General features: G+C 57.7%; 19 protein-coding genes. 12 read left to right on the plus strand and 7 right to left on the minus strand.

The annotated features are described in order from the left end of the window. Window positions 1–8: 8 nt before the first annotated feature. Window positions 9–1,943, plus strand: a complete 1,935-nt coding sequence (htpG, locus tag Pan189_RS03730) for a molecular chaperone HtpG (protein WP_145362622.1) — start codon at window positions 9–11, stop codon at window positions 1,941–1,943. 77 nt (window positions 1,944–2,020) lie between these two features. On the opposite strand, the gene Pan189_RS03735 is transcribed toward htpG, so the two are convergent. The 7 genes from Pan189_RS03735 to hslV all read right to left on the minus strand — a co-directional run bounded on the left by Pan189_RS03735 (window position 2,021) and on the right by hslV (window position 6,856). Further along, window positions 2,021–2,836 carry a LabA-like NYN domain-containing protein gene (locus Pan189_RS03735; protein ID WP_145362623.1) on the minus strand — a complete coding sequence of 272 codons (816 nt, stop codon included), beginning with the start codon at window positions 2,834–2,836 and terminating at the stop codon, window positions 2,021–2,023. 101 nt (window positions 2,837–2,937) lie between these two features. Next, window positions 2,938–3,540: a nitroreductase family protein gene (locus tag Pan189_RS03740; RefSeq protein ID WP_145362624.1), complete on the minus strand. Its 603-nt coding sequence runs from the start codon at window positions 3,538–3,540 to the stop codon at window positions 2,938–2,940. Between the two features lie 116 nt (window positions 3,541–3,656). Then, on the minus strand, window positions 3,657–4,190 hold the full coding sequence (locus Pan189_RS03745) for a hypothetical protein (protein WP_145362625.1): 534 nt from the start codon (window positions 4,188–4,190) through the stop codon (window positions 3,657–3,659). Window positions 4,191–4,257: 67 nt separating this feature from the next. Beyond that, complete coding sequence (hslU, locus tag Pan189_RS03750; RefSeq protein ID WP_145362626.1) at window positions 4,258–5,643, minus strand: ATP-dependent protease ATPase subunit HslU; 1,386 nt, start codon at window positions 5,641–5,643, stop codon at window positions 4,258–4,260. 48 nt (window positions 5,644–5,691) lie between these two features. Further along, window positions 5,692–5,973, minus strand: a complete 282-nt coding sequence (locus tag Pan189_RS03755) for a type II toxin-antitoxin system RelE/ParE family toxin (protein WP_145362627.1) — start codon at window positions 5,971–5,973, stop codon at window positions 5,692–5,694. Beyond that, on the minus strand, window positions 5,970–6,212 hold the full coding sequence (locus tag Pan189_RS03760) for a hypothetical protein (RefSeq protein ID WP_145362628.1): 243 nt from the start codon (window positions 6,210–6,212) through the stop codon (window positions 5,970–5,972). Before Pan189_RS03760 ends, Pan189_RS03755 begins: the two co-directional genes overlap by 4 nt. Before the next feature lie 56 nt (window positions 6,213–6,268). Next, window positions 6,269–6,856, minus strand: coding sequence for an ATP-dependent protease subunit HslV (hslV, locus tag Pan189_RS03765; RefSeq protein WP_145362629.1), 588 nt, complete (start codon window positions 6,854–6,856; stop codon window positions 6,269–6,271). Window positions 6,857–7,018: 162 nt separating this feature from the next. Between hslV and Pan189_RS03770 the strand changes: the two genes are divergently transcribed. From Pan189_RS03770 to Pan189_RS03820, 11 genes are all read left to right on the plus strand, one after another. Beyond that, a complete protein-coding gene (locus Pan189_RS03770) occupies window positions 7,019–7,951 on the plus strand; it encodes a FliM/FliN family flagellar motor switch protein (RefSeq protein WP_145362630.1) in 933 nt (310 codons plus the stop codon). Between the two features lie 68 nt (window positions 7,952–8,019). Beyond that, complete coding sequence (locus Pan189_RS03775) at window positions 8,020–8,625, plus strand: anthranilate synthase component II (protein WP_145362631.1); 606 nt, start codon at window positions 8,020–8,022, stop codon at window positions 8,623–8,625. Between the two features lie 179 nt (window positions 8,626–8,804). Next, a complete protein-coding gene (locus tag Pan189_RS03780; RefSeq protein WP_310821048.1) occupies window positions 8,805–9,455 on the plus strand; it encodes a CDP-alcohol phosphatidyltransferase family protein in 651 nt (216 codons plus the stop codon). A gap of 177 nt (window positions 9,456–9,632) precedes the next feature. Continuing rightward, on the plus strand, window positions 9,633–10,244 hold the full coding sequence (locus Pan189_RS03785; RefSeq protein ID WP_145362633.1) for a riboflavin synthase: 612 nt from the start codon (window positions 9,633–9,635) through the stop codon (window positions 10,242–10,244). A 23-nt stretch (window positions 10,245–10,267) separates the two neighbouring features. Further along, window positions 10,268–10,621, plus strand: a complete 354-nt coding sequence (locus Pan189_RS03790) for a four helix bundle protein (protein WP_145362634.1) — start codon at window positions 10,268–10,270, stop codon at window positions 10,619–10,621. 43 nt (window positions 10,622–10,664) lie between these two features. After that, window positions 10,665–11,579: a 16S rRNA (adenine(1518)-N(6)/adenine(1519)-N(6))-dimethyltransferase RsmA gene (rsmA, locus tag Pan189_RS03795; RefSeq protein WP_145362635.1), complete on the plus strand. Its 915-nt coding sequence runs from the start codon at window positions 10,665–10,667 to the stop codon at window positions 11,577–11,579. 6 nt (window positions 11,580–11,585) lie between these two features. Continuing rightward, window positions 11,586–12,359, plus strand: a complete 774-nt coding sequence (locus Pan189_RS03800) for a phytanoyl-CoA dioxygenase family protein (RefSeq protein ID WP_145362636.1) — start codon at window positions 11,586–11,588, stop codon at window positions 12,357–12,359. Next, entirely contained in the window at window positions 12,352–12,636 is a 285-nt protein-coding gene (locus Pan189_RS03805) for a hypothetical protein (protein ID WP_145362637.1), read from the plus strand. Before Pan189_RS03800 ends, Pan189_RS03805 begins: the two co-directional genes overlap by 8 nt. 11 nt (window positions 12,637–12,647) lie before the next feature. Next, on the plus strand, window positions 12,648–12,971 hold the full coding sequence (locus Pan189_RS03810) for a type II toxin-antitoxin system RelE/ParE family toxin (RefSeq protein ID WP_145362638.1): 324 nt from the start codon (window positions 12,648–12,650) through the stop codon (window positions 12,969–12,971). Window positions 12,972–13,088: 117 nt separating this feature from the next. Then, the gene (guaB, locus tag Pan189_RS03815; protein ID WP_145362639.1) at window positions 13,089–14,579 is read left to right on the plus strand and encodes an IMP dehydrogenase; all 1,491 of its coding nucleotides are present in this window, start codon (window positions 13,089–13,091) and stop codon (window positions 14,577–14,579) included. 16 nt (window positions 14,580–14,595) lie between these two features. Next, complete coding sequence (locus tag Pan189_RS03820) at window positions 14,596–15,435, plus strand: hypothetical protein (protein ID WP_145362640.1); 840 nt, start codon at window positions 14,596–14,598, stop codon at window positions 15,433–15,435. Window positions 15,436–15,439: the final 4 nt, after the last annotated feature.

Genomic DNA, 15,439 nt, shown 5'->3' on the forward strand with positions numbered 1-15,439 from the left:
GAATTGAAATGAGTACAGAAACCACACAGCCTGAGCAGTTTACATTCCAAGCCGAAGTCAGCCGGTTGTTGCACCTGCTGAGCCATTCGCTTTACCAGAATAAAGAGGTCGCGGTTCGCGAACTGGTCTCGAATGCATCCGATGCACTCGACAAGTTTCGGCACGTTGCGCTCTCCGATGAAACAGTGCGGGACGAGGCCGAATTGGCCATTCATGTCGAACTCGATGAAGAAGCCAAAACGCTAACCATCCGCGACAACGGCATCGGGATGACGCGGGACGAATTGGTCGGCAATCTCGGCACGATCGCTCACAGTGGGTCGCTCGACTTTCTGTCGAAGCTCTCGGGTGATGAAGCGAAAGACGTATCGCTGATCGGGCAGTTCGGGGTCGGGTTTTATTCCGCCTTCATGCTGGCTGACCGTGTTGAAGTTCGGACGCGTAGTTTTCAGGAAGACTCCGCCGGCGGGCTGCTCTGGGAGAGCGACGGAACGGGCAATTTCACCATCGAGCCGCTCGAAGGCGAGACCCCGCGCGGCACCGCAATTACATTAAAACTCCGCGAAGACACCGCAGAGTTTCTTAAACCGGAGCACATTAAACACGTCCTCGGCAAGTACAGCACTTTCGTGCCCTATCCGATTTATGTCGCCGAAGAACGTGTGAATGAACAGCGACCGATCTGGGTCGAGCCGAAGTCGCAGGTCACCGATGAACAATACGAAAAGTTCTATCAATACCTGTCGCACCGCAGTGATGAAAAACCGCAGTGGCATTTGCATCTCGCGGCCGACTCGCCGTTTCAGTTTCACGCCGTACTTTATGCGCCGCAATCAAATTTTGAGAAACTTGGCTTCGGCAAGAGCGAGCACGGTTTAAGCCTCTGTGCCAAGCGGGTTCTTGTCGAAAGTGATTGTAAGGATTTATTGCCGGAGTACCTCAGATTTATCTACGGTCTGGTCGACTCGGCCGATTTGCCGCTTAACGTGAGTCGGCAGGCACTGCAGGACGACACCGTCTTCCGCAAAATACGCAAAGTGCTGGTCAAAAAGGTCTTGGACCACTTGGCCAAGATGGCGAAGTCGGAACCGGAACAGTACTTGGAGTTCTGGGGTGAATTCGGCTCGATCTTGCGGGAGGGCATCGCGGGTGATTTTGAGAATCGCGACAAACTCGCTTCACTGCTGCGATTCCGGTCCTCACACGATGTCGATGGGAAGCCGATCTCTCTCGACGATTACGTGAGCCGCGCCCCGGAAGACCAAGAGCAGATCTACTTCATCGGCGGGGCCGACATGGCGTCGATCCGTAATAGCCCGAGCCTTGAAATATTTAAGAAGCGAGGTCTGGAAGTTCTATATCTGACCGATCCGGTCGATGAGTTTGTGGCGGCTCATCTCGGTACGTTTCAGGAAAAACGACTCGTCAGCATTGATTCGGCTGACGTCAAACTACCCGCCGAAAGCGATCAGCAGAAAGCGGAGAGTGAGGAAGGCGACGACGAAGCGCAAAGCAGTGACGGCGACGAAAAGAAGCATCCGGCCGGGTTCGAGAAAGTCGTCGAACTCTTCCAAGCGGGGATCGAAAATGAAGTCGAAGATGTCCGGGCGACGGAACTTCTGGCCGACAGCCCCTGTCGGCTCGTTACGCCCGAAGGTGCGCTTTCGACGCAGATGCAGAAAATCCTGGCGATGTCGAACGCCGACGGAATGCCGCCGATGAAAAAGATATTGGAGTTAAATCCGAATCATCCGTTAATCGAGCGGCTCAGTGTGCTAGCAGGAAATGAACAGAACGCGGCGTTCGTGAAAGATTGCGGTCGACAACTCTATGACAACGCTCTGCTGTTATCGGGGCTTGCTCCGAATCCCGAAACGCTGACCCGACGTACTCAGCAGTTCATGGAAGATCTCGCTGAAAAGCGGTCGTCCCTCGTGCTATAGAGATTAATGCCTAAAAAGCATGGGACATCAGGCTGAATGTCGGCGATGAGGTTTGCGCGGGCAATTCTCCGCCGACATTAAACTTCGACTTCGACCGGTCGTGGCGTCGGGGCCTGCCGTTGCGGAACGTATTCGACGGCGTCGACCGCGCGAACTTTACCGTCTCCTTGCTCCTCCAGATCGAATTCAATAATTGAACGACGGTCGCGAAGCCCGGCAAATCGGGCGTTCGTGGTCGGTTCGCCGTCCTCGCTAAACTCATTGATGTGCAGGAAGACGTCGTCGCGAAAATCGGTCTTTCCGAAGCCGGTCAGGATCGTCAGAAAGCCGAAGCCTCGTTCTTCATCGACATGGTGCATAAACCCGCGATGGGTGCCCTCATCGTCCCGAGGCGGCAGCAAATTCGGGATCAGCGGTCCGGAGTAGAAGTTGTCGGCCTCATCACGCAGTTCGTCACTGCAATTCGAGAATGCCATCACGTCAACCCGTTTGCCGCGATCCTGCAGGGCGCGCACGAGCCGCAGAAAGTCTCCGTCGCCGCTGCCTAATAAGACATAGTCGAGGTTGTCCGACTGCATCAGCGCCTCGACGGCCAGTTCGAGGTCAGCGCTCCCCGCGTATCGCTGGTTGCCTTCCGCGTCAAAATATTTCTTGACCGGCTTCAGGACGAGCCGAAACCCCGTGCGGCGGATGACCTGGTGATACGATACTATTTTTGCCCGGTAACGTTCGTCCTCCTCCATCCGCTGGCGGTCGACCGTCATATAAGCGTTGGCCCGCAAAATTGAAGTTCCTTGTGCCGCAACCAGATCCATGGCCGCCTCGTAACGCATGCCCCAACCGCCGTTGCGAGTCAGGTTTTCAATATCAAGAAAAATACCGGCTTTTAACATCGTGCTTGAAACTCCAAAATACTAATAAGTTCAATTGAAAATTGGTGATCGTTCCGCCTTACTTCGCGGCGAACTCGTCCGGTTTCATCTTTAAGACATGACTAGGTGTCGAAGGCAAACGGGCCGGCCAGAACGAAGTCGCCGATCGGGTTTCGTCCGGAAGGTTCTTCTCGTTCCTGCAACTCGGTCGGTAAATCGTCCGGGTCACCCGGTCGACCGATCGCGATCATTGCTTCAACCTCGTAGTCGTCGGGAATACTGAGTTGGGCTCGGGCTTTCCCTCGATCGAATCCGGCCATCGCATGTGCGACGAGATTCATCGAGGCGGCCTGCAGCAGAAGATTCTGCATCGCTGCTCCCGCATCGAGCGTATGGACCGGATTGGGTTTCCCGTTCTTGGCGAAGGTCTTCTTTGATAAGAGCACAATTAAGTCCGACGCGTTGTCGCACCAAGCCTGGTTGGCTTCCATCAACAAGCCGAAGAAGGTCTTCCAGTGCTCGGAGTCACGTCTGGCGTAAAGGAATCGCCACTCCTGCTCGTTATAGGTCGAGGGCGCCCAACGGGCTGCCTCGAACAGCGACGCGAGGTGCTCGTCCGTGACGACGCCGCCGTCCATGGCTCGCGGAGACCAACGCTTGAGCAGCAGTGCTTCGATGGGGTGATCCGCGGTTCTCAACTCGAGCGGATCGGGCAATTCAGCCATGAATCAAACTCCTTATCCAATAATTGATGATCGACCATTTTGCGCCGCGATCTGCCGGTGGGGAAGCGACCCGAAAAAATCGGGAAAGTAACCAGCATCGCCAGAGCGCTTTGTGTTCAGTTAAGAAATCCGCGGTCCCGAAGTTCGCTGAGATTGCCGGGCGCGCTCTCGATCGCCTTTTCGACCGCGTATTTCAGCAGCGCAACGCCACCGAGCCCCATCGGAGCGGTGAGAATTGCGACACGATCTTCGTCCTCATCGTCGAGCCGTTGTTTCAGGCGGGCAACGATCTCGTCGACGCCATCGCCGGAAAGGTCGACGTTGCGAGACTGATTCGAAAATTTGGCATTCGGGAAACTGATCCCGCGTGCCATGAGGAATTCGATCATCGAATCGCCCTCCCCTTCCTCGAAGAAGCCTTCGAACTCGGGATCGGCGTTCTCGGGGGTGATGATCGACGGTCGCGTGATCCGGATTTCTCCCCTTGTCGCGGCGATTGAACCGTCATCGGAGTCGGGGCCGACGATCAGAAAATAAGGCAGATCGGTCGCGCCGAAGGTAAACAGGGTATAGGGCATCGACCGTTCGACCCGCACGGCGTTCCATAACGCGCCGAGCGGCCCGGGAGGGCGAAAATCAGAAAACGACATGGCAAATTGACTGCGTGAAAATTCAAAGTGAGACCGGAACCGCTCGGCTGTGCTGGGAAGCGCGGTGCTACAAAATAAACTTGGTCAGGTCTTCATCCTCCAACACCGGGGCGAGTCGCTGACGCACATAATCGACATCGACCTTTGTTGCTCCAGCTTCCTCCGGTGCGTCGAAACTGACTTGCTCAAGCAACCGCTCCATTACGGTGTGAAGCCGTCGCGCTCCGATGTTCTGCGTCGACTGGTTCACGCGATGCGCGATCGACGCCAATTCTTCCAGCCCGTCGTCGGTGAACTCAAGCTCCACGCCATCGATCTCCAACAACGCCGCGTATTGCCGCGTGAGAGAGTTGCGGGGAACGGTGAGGATACGCAGAAAGTCGTCCCGTGTCAGGTCTGCGAGTTCGACACGAATCGGAAATCGCCCCTGCAATTCCGGCATCAGATCGGCCGGTTTCGATTGATGAAACGCTCCCGCGGCGATGAAGAGAATGTCATCCGTTTTCAGCGAGCCGTAGCGGGTCTGCACGGTGGTCCCTTCGACGATCGGCAGCAAATCTCGCTGCACGCCCTGCCGGGAGACGTCTGATCCACTGCGTCCGCCGTCACTGCCGGTGGCGACCTTATCGATCTCGTCCACAAATACGATTCCACTCGACTCGGCGAGCTTCACCGCCTCTTCGTGAACTGCGTCGGTATCGGTCAGCGCGTCCAGTTCTTCTTCGAAAAGAATCTCCTTGGCGTTTTTGACTTCGACTTCCCGGCGCTTCGATTTCTTCGGCATCAGTTGCTCGAACAGATTCTGCAACTCCATCTGATCCATGCCGGCGTTCGAGAGTACCTGCACGGGCGAGCCTTTTTGCCGGATCGAGATCTCGACCTTGCGTTGATCCAATTCGCCGTTGCGAAGCATCTCCCGAAACTTTTCTCGGGTCCTGTGCTTCGGAGGTACATCATCGGACGATGTCGGCTCCTGCTCGACGTCGTCGTCCGATGCCGAAAGTGGGCGTGGCTCCATCCCGGGCAGGAGGAGATCGAGCAGGCGATCTTCGGCTCTCAAGCGGGCCTCGTCTTCAACTTCAACTCGTTTACTGCGGACCACTAGGTTGACGGCCGCGTCCACGAGATCGCGAATCATGCTTTCGACGTCGCGTCCGTAGTAACCGACTTCCGTGTATTTGGTCGCTTCGACCTTCACGAACGGCGCACCGATAATCCGCGCCAGCCGACGGGTGATTTCGGTCTTGCCGACACCCGTCGGGCCGATCATCAGAATGTTCTTCGGGCCGATTTCCCGCCGCATTTCCGCCGGGAGCTTCGCCCAGCGCCGGCGATTGCGCAGCGCGATCGCGACACTCCGCTTTGCATCTTGCTGACCGACGATGTGGCGATCCAACTCGGCGACAATTTGGCGGGGAGTCAGGTCGGATTCAGAAATTAAATCTTGCGGCATAATTGGTCAGTTAAAGTCAGTTTCTTCGATGTCGTCTTGGGCGACGTGTCAGATTGAACGAATCAGAACCTCGTCGTCACGGACGACAAACAGGATCCGGTGCGTCATCCGTTTCCGGTAACCAAAGTGAAGTTCCCGCAGTTCCATTTGCAGGTGATGATCTTCACGCGCATGTGGAAGGCGGTGCGGGTCGGTCTCCAACGTCGCAATCGATTGCAGTATCGAACGGTACCAGGACTCTGAGAACTGCGGAGCATTGACTTCGTACCATTCGACGGCCTCAAGCAATTGACGTTCGGCCCGCTGAGAAAGCTTGACCCGATACCTCATGAAGCCGACCAACCTCGCTGAGACTCGATATCCGCGGTTACTTCATCGAGTGATCTAGTTCGGCCAGCTGCCTCGTCGGCGAGGCTCGCCTCGACATCTTCCATAACCGCACGAGTTTCGTCGTCAATATCCATACTTCGAAGAGCAGTTCGGATGACTTGGATCGGGTCGGTGAATGCACCGCTCGCAATCGCTCGATTGATCTGTTCTTCGACATCCGACGGTAATTCGATGGTCATGTATCTATCCATAAAGCTTCAGGACCGAAAACAGCGACAGTCGACGGTACTCGAGACTACACAGCCGCATCAGCGGAAGCGCCCAATTCCTCGACCAGAATGTTCTCATTAGTATACACGTCGATCTCCGCGGCAATCCCCAGCGACTGCCGGACGACCTCGGCCGGCGATAATTCGGTGTTTCGCATCAGAGCCCGTGCGGCTGCCGTCGCGTAAGAGCCGCCCGAGCCGATGCCAATGATTCCGTCAGTCGGCTGAACGACATCGCCGGTTCCCGAAAGGAGCAGCGTGACCTCCGGGTTGACGACGACCATCATCGCTTCGAGCTTCCGTAGCGCTCGGTCGGTTCGCCAGTCGCGGGCCAGCTCCGTCGCGGCCCGCACAATGTTGCCGGGAAAGTCTTTCGCCTTCGATTCGAATCGTTCGAGAAGTGCGAACGCGTCCGCCGTCGATCCCGCAAACCCGACGAGGACCTTCCCGTCGAGCATCGGGCGAATCTTTCGCGTGTCCGACTTCAGGACCGTGTTGTTGAATGTCACCTGGCCGTCTCCCCCGAGAGCCACGTGATCACCGCGACGCACCGTCAGAATGGTCGTCGAGTGCCAACCCGCACGTTCGCGTCGGGAGCAATCAGAGCTTTTCATCAGATCAGGCTTTCCGTCCGACCACGACGACAGCGCAGCGAGCGTTGAGCGTGGCAAAGCGGGTGAAGTTTTCCGGTCATCTGGCCGATCCACCATCTTAGAGGCCGATGTCGCTTCGAACGAGGCCGCACGCCTCGAATTTAATCCTTAGCATGCCAACGAATGTCCGATTCGCCCGAAGCCCCCGACCGAGACGCCGACGCCATCGTTGCGGCGTGCCGGGCGAACATCACTGTCATTGCCGAATCGCTCAACCAGTGCTTTGACGAGGAATGGGCTCTCGAAGTATCCGAGACAGCGAGTTTTACGGAAGGCGCGGAAGCGAACATCCCGGCGGAGGCCGGGTTAGTGGTCACGATCGATCTGTCGGACGAGACCGTCGTCGCTTTGGTGCCCGCTTCGCTGCCGCTGCCAGACTGGCTGAGCGATCCGGATGAGAGCCAGTCGGCTCGTCTCCAGACGCTGGCGATGGAGTGGTCGCTCAACCTGCTTCCGAAGGACGCCGAAGCTGAGGCGTCTCAGGCTGAGTCTGTTGAAGACTTGAGGGCCGCGGTCAATGAACGGGCGGGCGAGGCCACGATTATTCCGCTGAACATCGAGGGGAATGAGTCGTCGATCGCCATTCTCTACCCGTGCTCGAAGAGCAGCACGCCGTCGTCAGACGGGGACGACGAGACGACGGAAGACTCGGAAACCGCCCCGGTGGAAAACCATGACCAATCGGCCGAGGTGGAGGCATCGAGCAGCGATGATCCGGACCCCGACGATCAAGCGGCATCTGATCCCGACGAACAGCAATCGGAACCTCCGAAGACACCGGAGCAACTGGCTGGCGAACTGCGCGCAAAACGGCTGCGGAAGCTACCGGTGCAAGTCATCGTCCGCCTTGCCGAAAAAAAGATCGATTTGAGGCAACTGCTCGCCCTATCGCCCGGCTCACTGATCATGTTCAACAAGAGCTGCGAAGACCTGCTCGACTTGTACGTTAACAACCAGCGCTACTGCCGGGGCGAGGCGGTCAAAATCGGCGAAAAGTTCGGCCTGAAGGTCGACGAAGTCGGAATCGTCGAAAAACGTCAGCAGAAAGTGCTGTAGCGCGTTGAGTGTTGAGTCGCCAAAGGTGAGAGTATTCCCAATCTGGACTCTCAACTTTCGACGCCGCAATGCTCTATATCCTCGATAATTACGATTCGTTCACGTACAACCTCGTGCAGCGGTTCGGCGAGATCGACCCGGCCATTGAGCTGACCGTCGAGCGAAACGATCAAACGTCGATCGAGGCGATCGAACGCCTGGATCCCGATCGGATCGTCATATCGCCCGGCCCCTGCACGCCGGCGGAGGCAGGTCTCTCCAAAGAGATCGTGTCACACTTCGGTCCGACGATTCCGATCCTGGGCGTCTGTCTGGGGCACCAGTGCATCTCGGAAGCCTTCGGCGGCAAAGTCGTGCGGGCCAATCGTCTGATGCACGGGAAAACGTCGCAGATTCATCACGACGGGACGGGCGTATTCGCCGGGCTGCCCAATCCCTTCGAAGCAACTCGCTATCACAGCCTGATCGTGCCGCCCGATGCGTTGCCCGACGAATTCGAAGTCAACGCCTGGACCAGAGATGACGAATTCGAACGCGAAGTCATGGGCTTTCGACATCGAGCACACCCGGTCCACGGCGTGCAATTCCATCCGGAAAGTTTCCTGACGCTCTCGGGATACGACTTGCTGAGAAACTTTCTCAAATTCGGAACGACTGAGCCGGTTGCGACGTAGGAATTCTCGCCCGCGCTGAGAACTCGCTATCCGACGCATGGGAGATTTCTCCGCAACGGTACGGTTAGAGCAACGATTGGTTCAGGATGTCGCTGATTCACTCAGAAGGTCGCGATGGCGGCGAAATCCGGCCGCGATGCTACACTTGAGCCATGAGAGGATTGCCCCTAATTCCCGCCATGTTCTCGTTCGCCAATGCAATTTGCGGCGGGGTTGGCGTTTATCTGCTCTGCGGGCCGGTCTCGGTTCACTACGGCCTGTCGATGGCCGTGCTGCTAGGTTCAGTCTGTGCGATTCTCGCTTCGGTCTTCGACGGGCTCGACGGTGCGGTTGCCCGCTGGCTCGATCAGGAGTCGGAAGTCGGGCGCCGTCTCGATGCCGGTTGCGATATCGTGTCGTTCGTCGTCCTGCCGATTGTCGCTTCAGTTTGCGTCTTCATGGTCGCCGCACGCCTGTGGCGTGGCTGGGTCGATCCCTTCAATTGGCTGTTTATTTCGGCCCTTGTCCTTTATTTGATGAGCGGCGTCGCCCGCTTGATTCGAGCGTCCGTCGGACGACCGCAAGCTGATCAGCGATATTTTATCGGGCTGCCGGTACCTGCAGCCGCTAACCTTGTCATGGTGGCGGCTCTGTTCATCGCACTGCGATGCGACCCGGTCTATGTCGCGTCGGTCTCGGTCGCTCACGCGCTGCCGATGGTGACGGATCGAGGGTTGATCCTCCTGCTCGATGCGACACTGTTGCTCACATCGGCGTTCATGGCATTGCCCATTCGCATCCCGCACCCGGTTCGCTGGCTTCAGGACACGCAACACGCGGCGCAGCGTTAGTTGTCGGTCGCCCACTCGCGTTCCAATCCGTGAGCGGTCACAATCACACGTGAAGCAAGCCCGCAGCAAGACGGCACGTAGAATTTCATCCAAACTCTGTTGCAACTTCCAATAGTTGTCGGTTCCGATTTGTCCGACCGGCCGCCTGCCGAATTCAAACCTTAATTGCAAGCATCTATGTTCACAGGTTTAGTGGAAGGCCTGGGCGTCGTTCGCCGACTCGAACGGGGCGGGGAAGACCTTCGCCTCGTCGTCGAATCTCCCGTTTCGATGGGGAACGACTTTTCGATCGGGGACAGCGTCGCATTCAACGGCTGCTGCCTCACGCTTGTTGAACATCACGCAATGGACTCCGGCGGCATGTCGATCGTCGTCGAAGCGGGAGCGGAAACGCTCCAGAAGACGAACCTCGGCGATCTCGAAGTGGGGCATGCCGTTAATTTGGAGCGAGCCCTCAAAGCCGATGCCCGGCTCGGGGGGCATTTCGTCCAAGGACACATCGACGGCGTCGGCACGATTCAAAAGATTGAGCGTCACGGCGAGTGGATCGATATGACGTTCAAAGCAGCGGAATCTTTAACGCAACTTATGGTGGAGAAAGGCTCCATCGCCGTCGACGGAGTCAGCCTCACCGTCGTTAACGTCGACGCCGATTCCTTCAGCGTTGCTCTCATCCCTCACACTCTTGAAGAAACCACCCTCGGTGATCGCAAGGTCGGCGACGCGGTCAATCTGGAGACCGACGTGCTGGGTAAATACGTGCAGAAGCTGCTGGCGCAGCGAGTTTAAAGTTGAGAGACGAGAGGTGAGAGATGCTTAATTTCGAAAAACTGAAGGCTTGGCAGGACGCGATTCGATTCAGTCGGTCGATTTATTCCGTGACACGGACAATCCCCGACGATGAGAAGTACGGGTTGACCAGCCAACTTCGGCGTGCTTCCGTCTCCATTTCGGCGAACATTGCGGAAGGTAACGGTCGTCGTTCGAAAGCCGACTACCTTCGCTTTGTGGAGATTGCCTACGGCTCGTTGATGGAAACCGTCTCCCATTTGGCAATCGCCGTCGGCGAAAACTATTTGGCGGAACACGACCATGCTCGACTTTATCGTCAGGCGGAAGAGCTTGCCCGCATGCTAAGCGGCCTGAGATCCAGTCTCAAAGGGTAGTCCTATCCTAACCTCTCATCTCTAAACCCTAAACTGTCACGAAGTGTCCGACCCAATTCGCCAAACTCGTACTCACCTGATGGCGCTGCTAAAGCAGCACGGGCTGAATCCGCGCTCGGACCTCGGGCAGAATTTTTTAACCGATGTGAACATCATCGATTTCGTGGTGGCGGAAGCTCATCTCGGCCCGAAGGACGTTGTCCTTGAAGTGGGCGCGGGGACCGGCGGAATGACGGCGTTTATGGCTCAGCAGGCGGGCGCGGTGGTGTCGGTCGAACTCGATCGTCACCTGCACGCGATCGCCACCGGTGTGATTGAGCCGTACGACAACGTGACGCTGCTGCAATGCGACGCATTAAAGAACAAGAACAATTTTCAACCGATTGTTCTGGAAACCCTTCGCAATCAATTGGATGCCATCGAAGGCTCGCAATTAAAACTGGTAGCGAATCTACCCTATGCAATCGCGACGCCGGTGATCAGTAACCTAACTTTGACCGGCCTGCCGTGGACGCGGATGGTCTGCACAATTCAATTGGAGTTGGCGCAGCGGATGACCGCGAGTCCACAAACGGGTAATTACGGTTCGCTCGCCGTCTGGCTGCAGGCGCAGTCGTTCCCGTCGATCTTAAAAAAGCTTGGCCCGCAGGTCTTCTGGCCCCGCCCGAAGGTTCACAGCGCAGTCATATGTCTTACGCCCGCCCCCGAGCGGTTTGGCAAAATTGAAGACCTGCTGTTCTTTCAAGACTTCCTGCGCCGGCTGTTTCATCACCGCCGCAAATTAATGCGCGGCGTTTTGAAAGGCATGTATCGCAAGCAGATGCCGAAAGAACGGGTCGACGACCTCTTCGAAGAATTCGGCTTTGGTGTGAATCAACGCGCTGAGGAGTTAGAGCCGGAAGTGCTGGTTCGAGTCTCTAACCGATTGTTTGGGATGATGAATGAGGGGACTGATTAATTGAGTGTGGCCGAACGAATTGCCGCCGATGGCTACTTCACTTTGGCCGGACCGATGAGTTCGAATGACGTCTCTCATTGGAATGACGTCATCGATGCGGTGATGGAAGAAGCGGTAGCAGGTCACCATCAAACAGTCCGCACACAGGCAAACACTCCCTACGCGGTGCGGGATGTGTTCTCCTTAATCCCTCAGTTAACGGAATTGGCGGCGATACCGGCACTGTTCGACCTCGCCGCCGAAGTTCTCGGTCCCGAAACACGTTGTGTGCGGGCGACGATCTTTGAGAAGCCGATTGACCTACCGTGGGGGCTGCCATGGCATCGCGACATGACGATCGGCGTGCGGCAAAGAGCCGACGTGCCCGGATTTACGGCGTGGTCGGTGAAGTCAGGCATCCCGCATGTCCGTCCGCCACGTGAGGTTCTCGACGGCATGCTCGCGCTGCGGCTGTCTCTCGATGCGAACGATGACGACAACGGGGCGTTGCGAGTGATCCGCGGATCGCACCGGGACTTCGACGTGTCGGCAGACGCCCCGCCGGAATCGGCGATCGTTACCTGTGCGACGGAGGCGGGCGGGGTCGTCGCGATGCGGCCGACGATCATGCATGGTTCGCTGGAGCCGCGCGAGCCGCGACGCAGGCGGATCGTGCACTTCGAATACGCCGATCGCGATTTACCGCAGCCGCTTGAGTGGCGGCATGACATCCGTCCAAGCAACTCATACGATACTGATACACCGGACCCTTTTCCTGTAACGGAGCCGTCTGATGGCTGAGCAAATCGCCGAGCAAGCCGCAACTGCCGAAGCGAACACCTCGCTCACGCAGCAATCGCTCGATTCGTTTCACAAGTACGCATCTCGCCTTCTTGCTGAGGCAGGCGACCCGTTGCATGAGAGCGATTTACCGAAGATCGCCCGAGTGTGGCTTGAGGATTTGGAGGCAGTTCGCGAAGGGATTTCGAATCGGGTTGCGGGTCGCGGGATTCCGCTGACCGACTTTGACCAGAGGTTCCGCGAGGAGCACGGCCTTTCGCGCAACTCAAAGAGTTAAGATCAAAATCGATGGATGCTTCCATTCCTGTCGCAATTGATCCTGTAGTGTACGACGAAATCAGCAAGATGTTCTGGTGGTGGTCCGAGCATCGATCGGCGGAAGCGGCAGCCCAGTGGTACGAGCGGATCATCGCAGAAATCGAGTCGATAGGTTTCGCCCCAGAGTCGTACGCGATCGCGTCCGAGATCGATTCTGCGAATGAAGGCATCCGGCAGAAGCTATTCGGTCTAGGGTCGCGACCGACTCATCGCGTGCTGTTTACCGCGACTGCGGAACAGGTCTACGTTTTCTCCGTCCGGCATGTGGCACAAGATCGGTTGAAGGAACTCTGAGAGGTCGGCGAGCGGCGGGTTTGAAGAACTTCCGGCGACGTTGACTTCCACTTTTCAGCGAGTCGTTATACTGGACGCGAACGGAGTCCTCGCCCCGCTCAAGGTTTATTCACCGTCATGCAAAGTCGCATCGCCTACCAAGGAATTACTTTCGACGACGTCCTGCTGGAGCCCGCCTACAGCGAAATCATGCCTTCGGAGGTCTCGGTCGCCTCCCGGCTGAGTCGGCACGTACCGCTCAATACGCCGATCGTCTCCAGCCCGATGGACACCGTCACCGAGGCGGAGATGGCGATCGCGATGGCTCAGGAGGGCGGCATCGGCATGATTCACAAGAACATGCCGGTCGAGGAGCAGGCGGGGCTGGTCGAACGGGTCAAGCGAAGCGAAAACGGCGTGATCGTCGATCCCGTCACGCTGCCGCCGTCGGCCACGGTCGCCGAGGCTCGAAAATTAATGAAAGATCGCAATATCGGCGGGGTGCCGATCACCGAAGGCCGCAAACTCCGCGGAATCCTCACAAGCCGTGATCTGAGGTTCCTCGAACGGCAGGATATTCCGGTTGAGCAGGTTATGACGAAGGAGAATCTCGTCACAGCTCCGGAGAATACGACGCTTGAAACGGCTCAACGCATTCTACTGGAAAATAAGGTCGAGAAGCTCCTGCTGGTTGACGATCGGTATGAACTGAAGGGCTTGATTACGATCAAGGACATCGACAAGAACCTTCAGTTTCCTTCGGCCAGCAAGGATGCGCGAGGGAGGCTGCGGGTCGGTGCGGCGATCGGTGTTGGCGACTTCGAGCGCGCCGAAGCACTGATTTCCGCCGGGGTCGACGTCCTGACCGTCGATAGCGCTCACGGACATTCACGAAACGTCGTCGAGACCGTTCGCGGCATCAAGCAGCGATTCGACATCGACGTGATCGCCGGCAACGTCGCCACCACCGACGGAGCGGCCGATCTCGTGAAAGCCGGGGCCGACGCGGTCAAGGTCGGTATCGGGCCCGGATCGATCTGCACCACTCGGATCATCTCCGGCGTCGGCGTTCCGCAACTTTCTGCGATCGCCGCGGCGGCCCGAGCGGTTCAGGACACGGACGTCCCCATAATTGCCGACGGAGGTATCAGATACAGCGGCGACATCGTCAAGGCCCTCGCCGCCGGGGCTCACATCGTTATGCTCGGCGGACTGCTCGCCGGACTCGATGAATCCCCCGGCGAAATGATTCTGTACCAGGGACGCTCCTTCAAGCGGTACCGCGGGATGGGATCGATCGGGGCCATGTCGAAAGGTAGTAGCGAACGCTATCGCCAATCGGCACTCGATGACGAAGGTCGTGCCGACGCACGCAAGCTCGTCCCGGAAGGGGTCGAGGGTCGCGTCCCCTACAAGGGCCACCTCAACGCGCTGCTTTATCAGCTCGTCGGGGGGCTTCGCAGCGGGATGGGTTACCTCGGCGTCAAATCGATCGACGAACTGCGAACGGAGGCTCGCTTTATCCAGATCTCCGCGGCTTCGGTTCGGGAGAACCATCCGCATGATATCGCGATCACTCAAGAAGCTCCAAATTACTCCGTCGAGCACTCGGGGATGGACTCTCCGTAGTCGTCTGCTCTCGGCAATGACGATCGCGCTGACCTTCGCGCCGGCCGGAGCGTTTGCCCAGCAGTCTTGGACTCAGCCGCGGACCCTGTCGGACGGCCAGTGGCGTCGGGCCACGCAGGACGAGCCCGCCGTTGGCCGTGTTGCCCTCGCGGAAGTCTCCGACGCTCAAGTCGCTGACCACGGGGCCGAGAAATTCCAACGGCCGAAGGTCAACCTGTCGGTGGCTAATAAATTTGCTCGCGTTGGAAGCTCGGTCACGCCTCTGAAGACCGCCTTCCAAAACGACGAGTTCGGACAAGATGCTCCGTACGGATTTGATAGCGAAATCGAAGATGCCGCCCGTGACCCGCGTCAGCTCAAGGGAATCGCCGACATCAAACCCTACTGGGACTACGATGCGACGATCCTCGGAGACGACCCGTGCCTGTATCTTTGCCCGCGACCGGAAGGCATCGCCTGCAAAGAGGGCGAAGAGTTCACCCCGGCCTGCCCGGACGAAGTTGCGATCGGGCAGGACTACTATGGTGAGCGCCTCATGCCCGGTCTCACGTTTCAGTGGCGGGCATCAAATCTGCATCACAATCCGGCATACTTTAATGACGTCACGCTCGAACGATACGGTCACACCTACGGCGACATTGCCCAGCCGATCGTTTCGCTCGGACTGTTCAGCACCCAGTTGATCGGGTTGCCCTATCAGATGGGTCTCGATCCGGTCTACAAGAAGATGTACACGCTCGGCTATCACCAGCCGGGTGATCCTGTGCCTCACAAGACCTATCAGATTCCGCTGAACGCTCGGGCCGCGGCGACGCAGGCAGCGACGGTTTCAGCGATTGGCGTCATCCTACCGTAGCGCG

This window comes from Stratiformator vulcanicus (genome assembly GCF_007744515.1).
Classification (GTDB): domain Bacteria; phylum Planctomycetota; class Planctomycetia; order Planctomycetales; family Planctomycetaceae; genus Stratiformator; species Stratiformator vulcanicus.

Excerpts from the sequence above, each read along its gene's own strand:
- htpG (WP_145362622.1), top strand. The coding sequence starts at position 9 with ATGAGTACAGAAACCACACAGCCTGAGCAGTTTACATTCCAAGCCGAA.
- Pan189_RS03735 (WP_145362623.1), bottom strand. The coding sequence starts at position 2,836 with ATGTTAAAAGCCGGTATTTTTCTTGATATTGAAAACCTGACTCGCAAC.
- Pan189_RS03740 (WP_145362624.1), bottom strand. The coding sequence starts at position 3,540 with ATGGCTGAATTGCCCGATCCGCTCGAGTTGAGAACCGCGGATCACCCC.
- Pan189_RS03745 (WP_145362625.1), bottom strand. The coding sequence starts at position 4,190 with ATGTCGTTTTCTGATTTTCGCCCTCCCGGGCCGCTCGGCGCGTTATGG.
- hslU (WP_145362626.1), bottom strand. The coding sequence starts at position 5,643 with ATGCCGCAAGATTTAATTTCTGAATCCGACCTGACTCCCCGCCAAATT.
- Pan189_RS03755 (WP_145362627.1), bottom strand. The coding sequence starts at position 5,973 with ATGAGGTATCGGGTCAAGCTTTCTCAGCGGGCCGAACGTCAATTGCTT.
- Pan189_RS03760 (WP_145362628.1), bottom strand. The coding sequence starts at position 6,212 with ATGACCATCGAATTACCGTCGGATGTCGAAGAACAGATCAATCGAGCG.
- hslV (WP_145362629.1), bottom strand. The coding sequence starts at position 6,856 with ATGAAAAGCTCTGATTGCTCCCGACGCGAACGTGCGGGTTGGCACTCG.
- Pan189_RS03770 (WP_145362630.1), top strand. The coding sequence starts at position 7,019 with ATGTCCGATTCGCCCGAAGCCCCCGACCGAGACGCCGACGCCATCGTT.
- Pan189_RS03775 (WP_145362631.1), top strand. The coding sequence starts at position 8,020 with ATGCTCTATATCCTCGATAATTACGATTCGTTCACGTACAACCTCGTG.
- Pan189_RS03780 (WP_310821048.1), top strand. The coding sequence starts at position 8,805 with ATGTTCTCGTTCGCCAATGCAATTTGCGGCGGGGTTGGCGTTTATCTG.
- Pan189_RS03785 (WP_145362633.1), top strand. The coding sequence starts at position 9,633 with ATGTTCACAGGTTTAGTGGAAGGCCTGGGCGTCGTTCGCCGACTCGAA.
- Pan189_RS03790 (WP_145362634.1), top strand. The coding sequence starts at position 10,268 with ATGCTTAATTTCGAAAAACTGAAGGCTTGGCAGGACGCGATTCGATTC.
- Pan189_RS03805 (WP_145362637.1), top strand. The coding sequence starts at position 12,352 with ATGGCTGAGCAAATCGCCGAGCAAGCCGCAACTGCCGAAGCGAACACC.
- Pan189_RS03810 (WP_145362638.1), top strand. The coding sequence starts at position 12,648 with ATGGATGCTTCCATTCCTGTCGCAATTGATCCTGTAGTGTACGACGAA.
- guaB (WP_145362639.1), top strand. The coding sequence starts at position 13,089 with ATGCAAAGTCGCATCGCCTACCAAGGAATTACTTTCGACGACGTCCTG.
- Pan189_RS03820 (WP_145362640.1), top strand. The coding sequence starts at position 14,596 with ATGACGATCGCGCTGACCTTCGCGCCGGCCGGAGCGTTTGCCCAGCAG.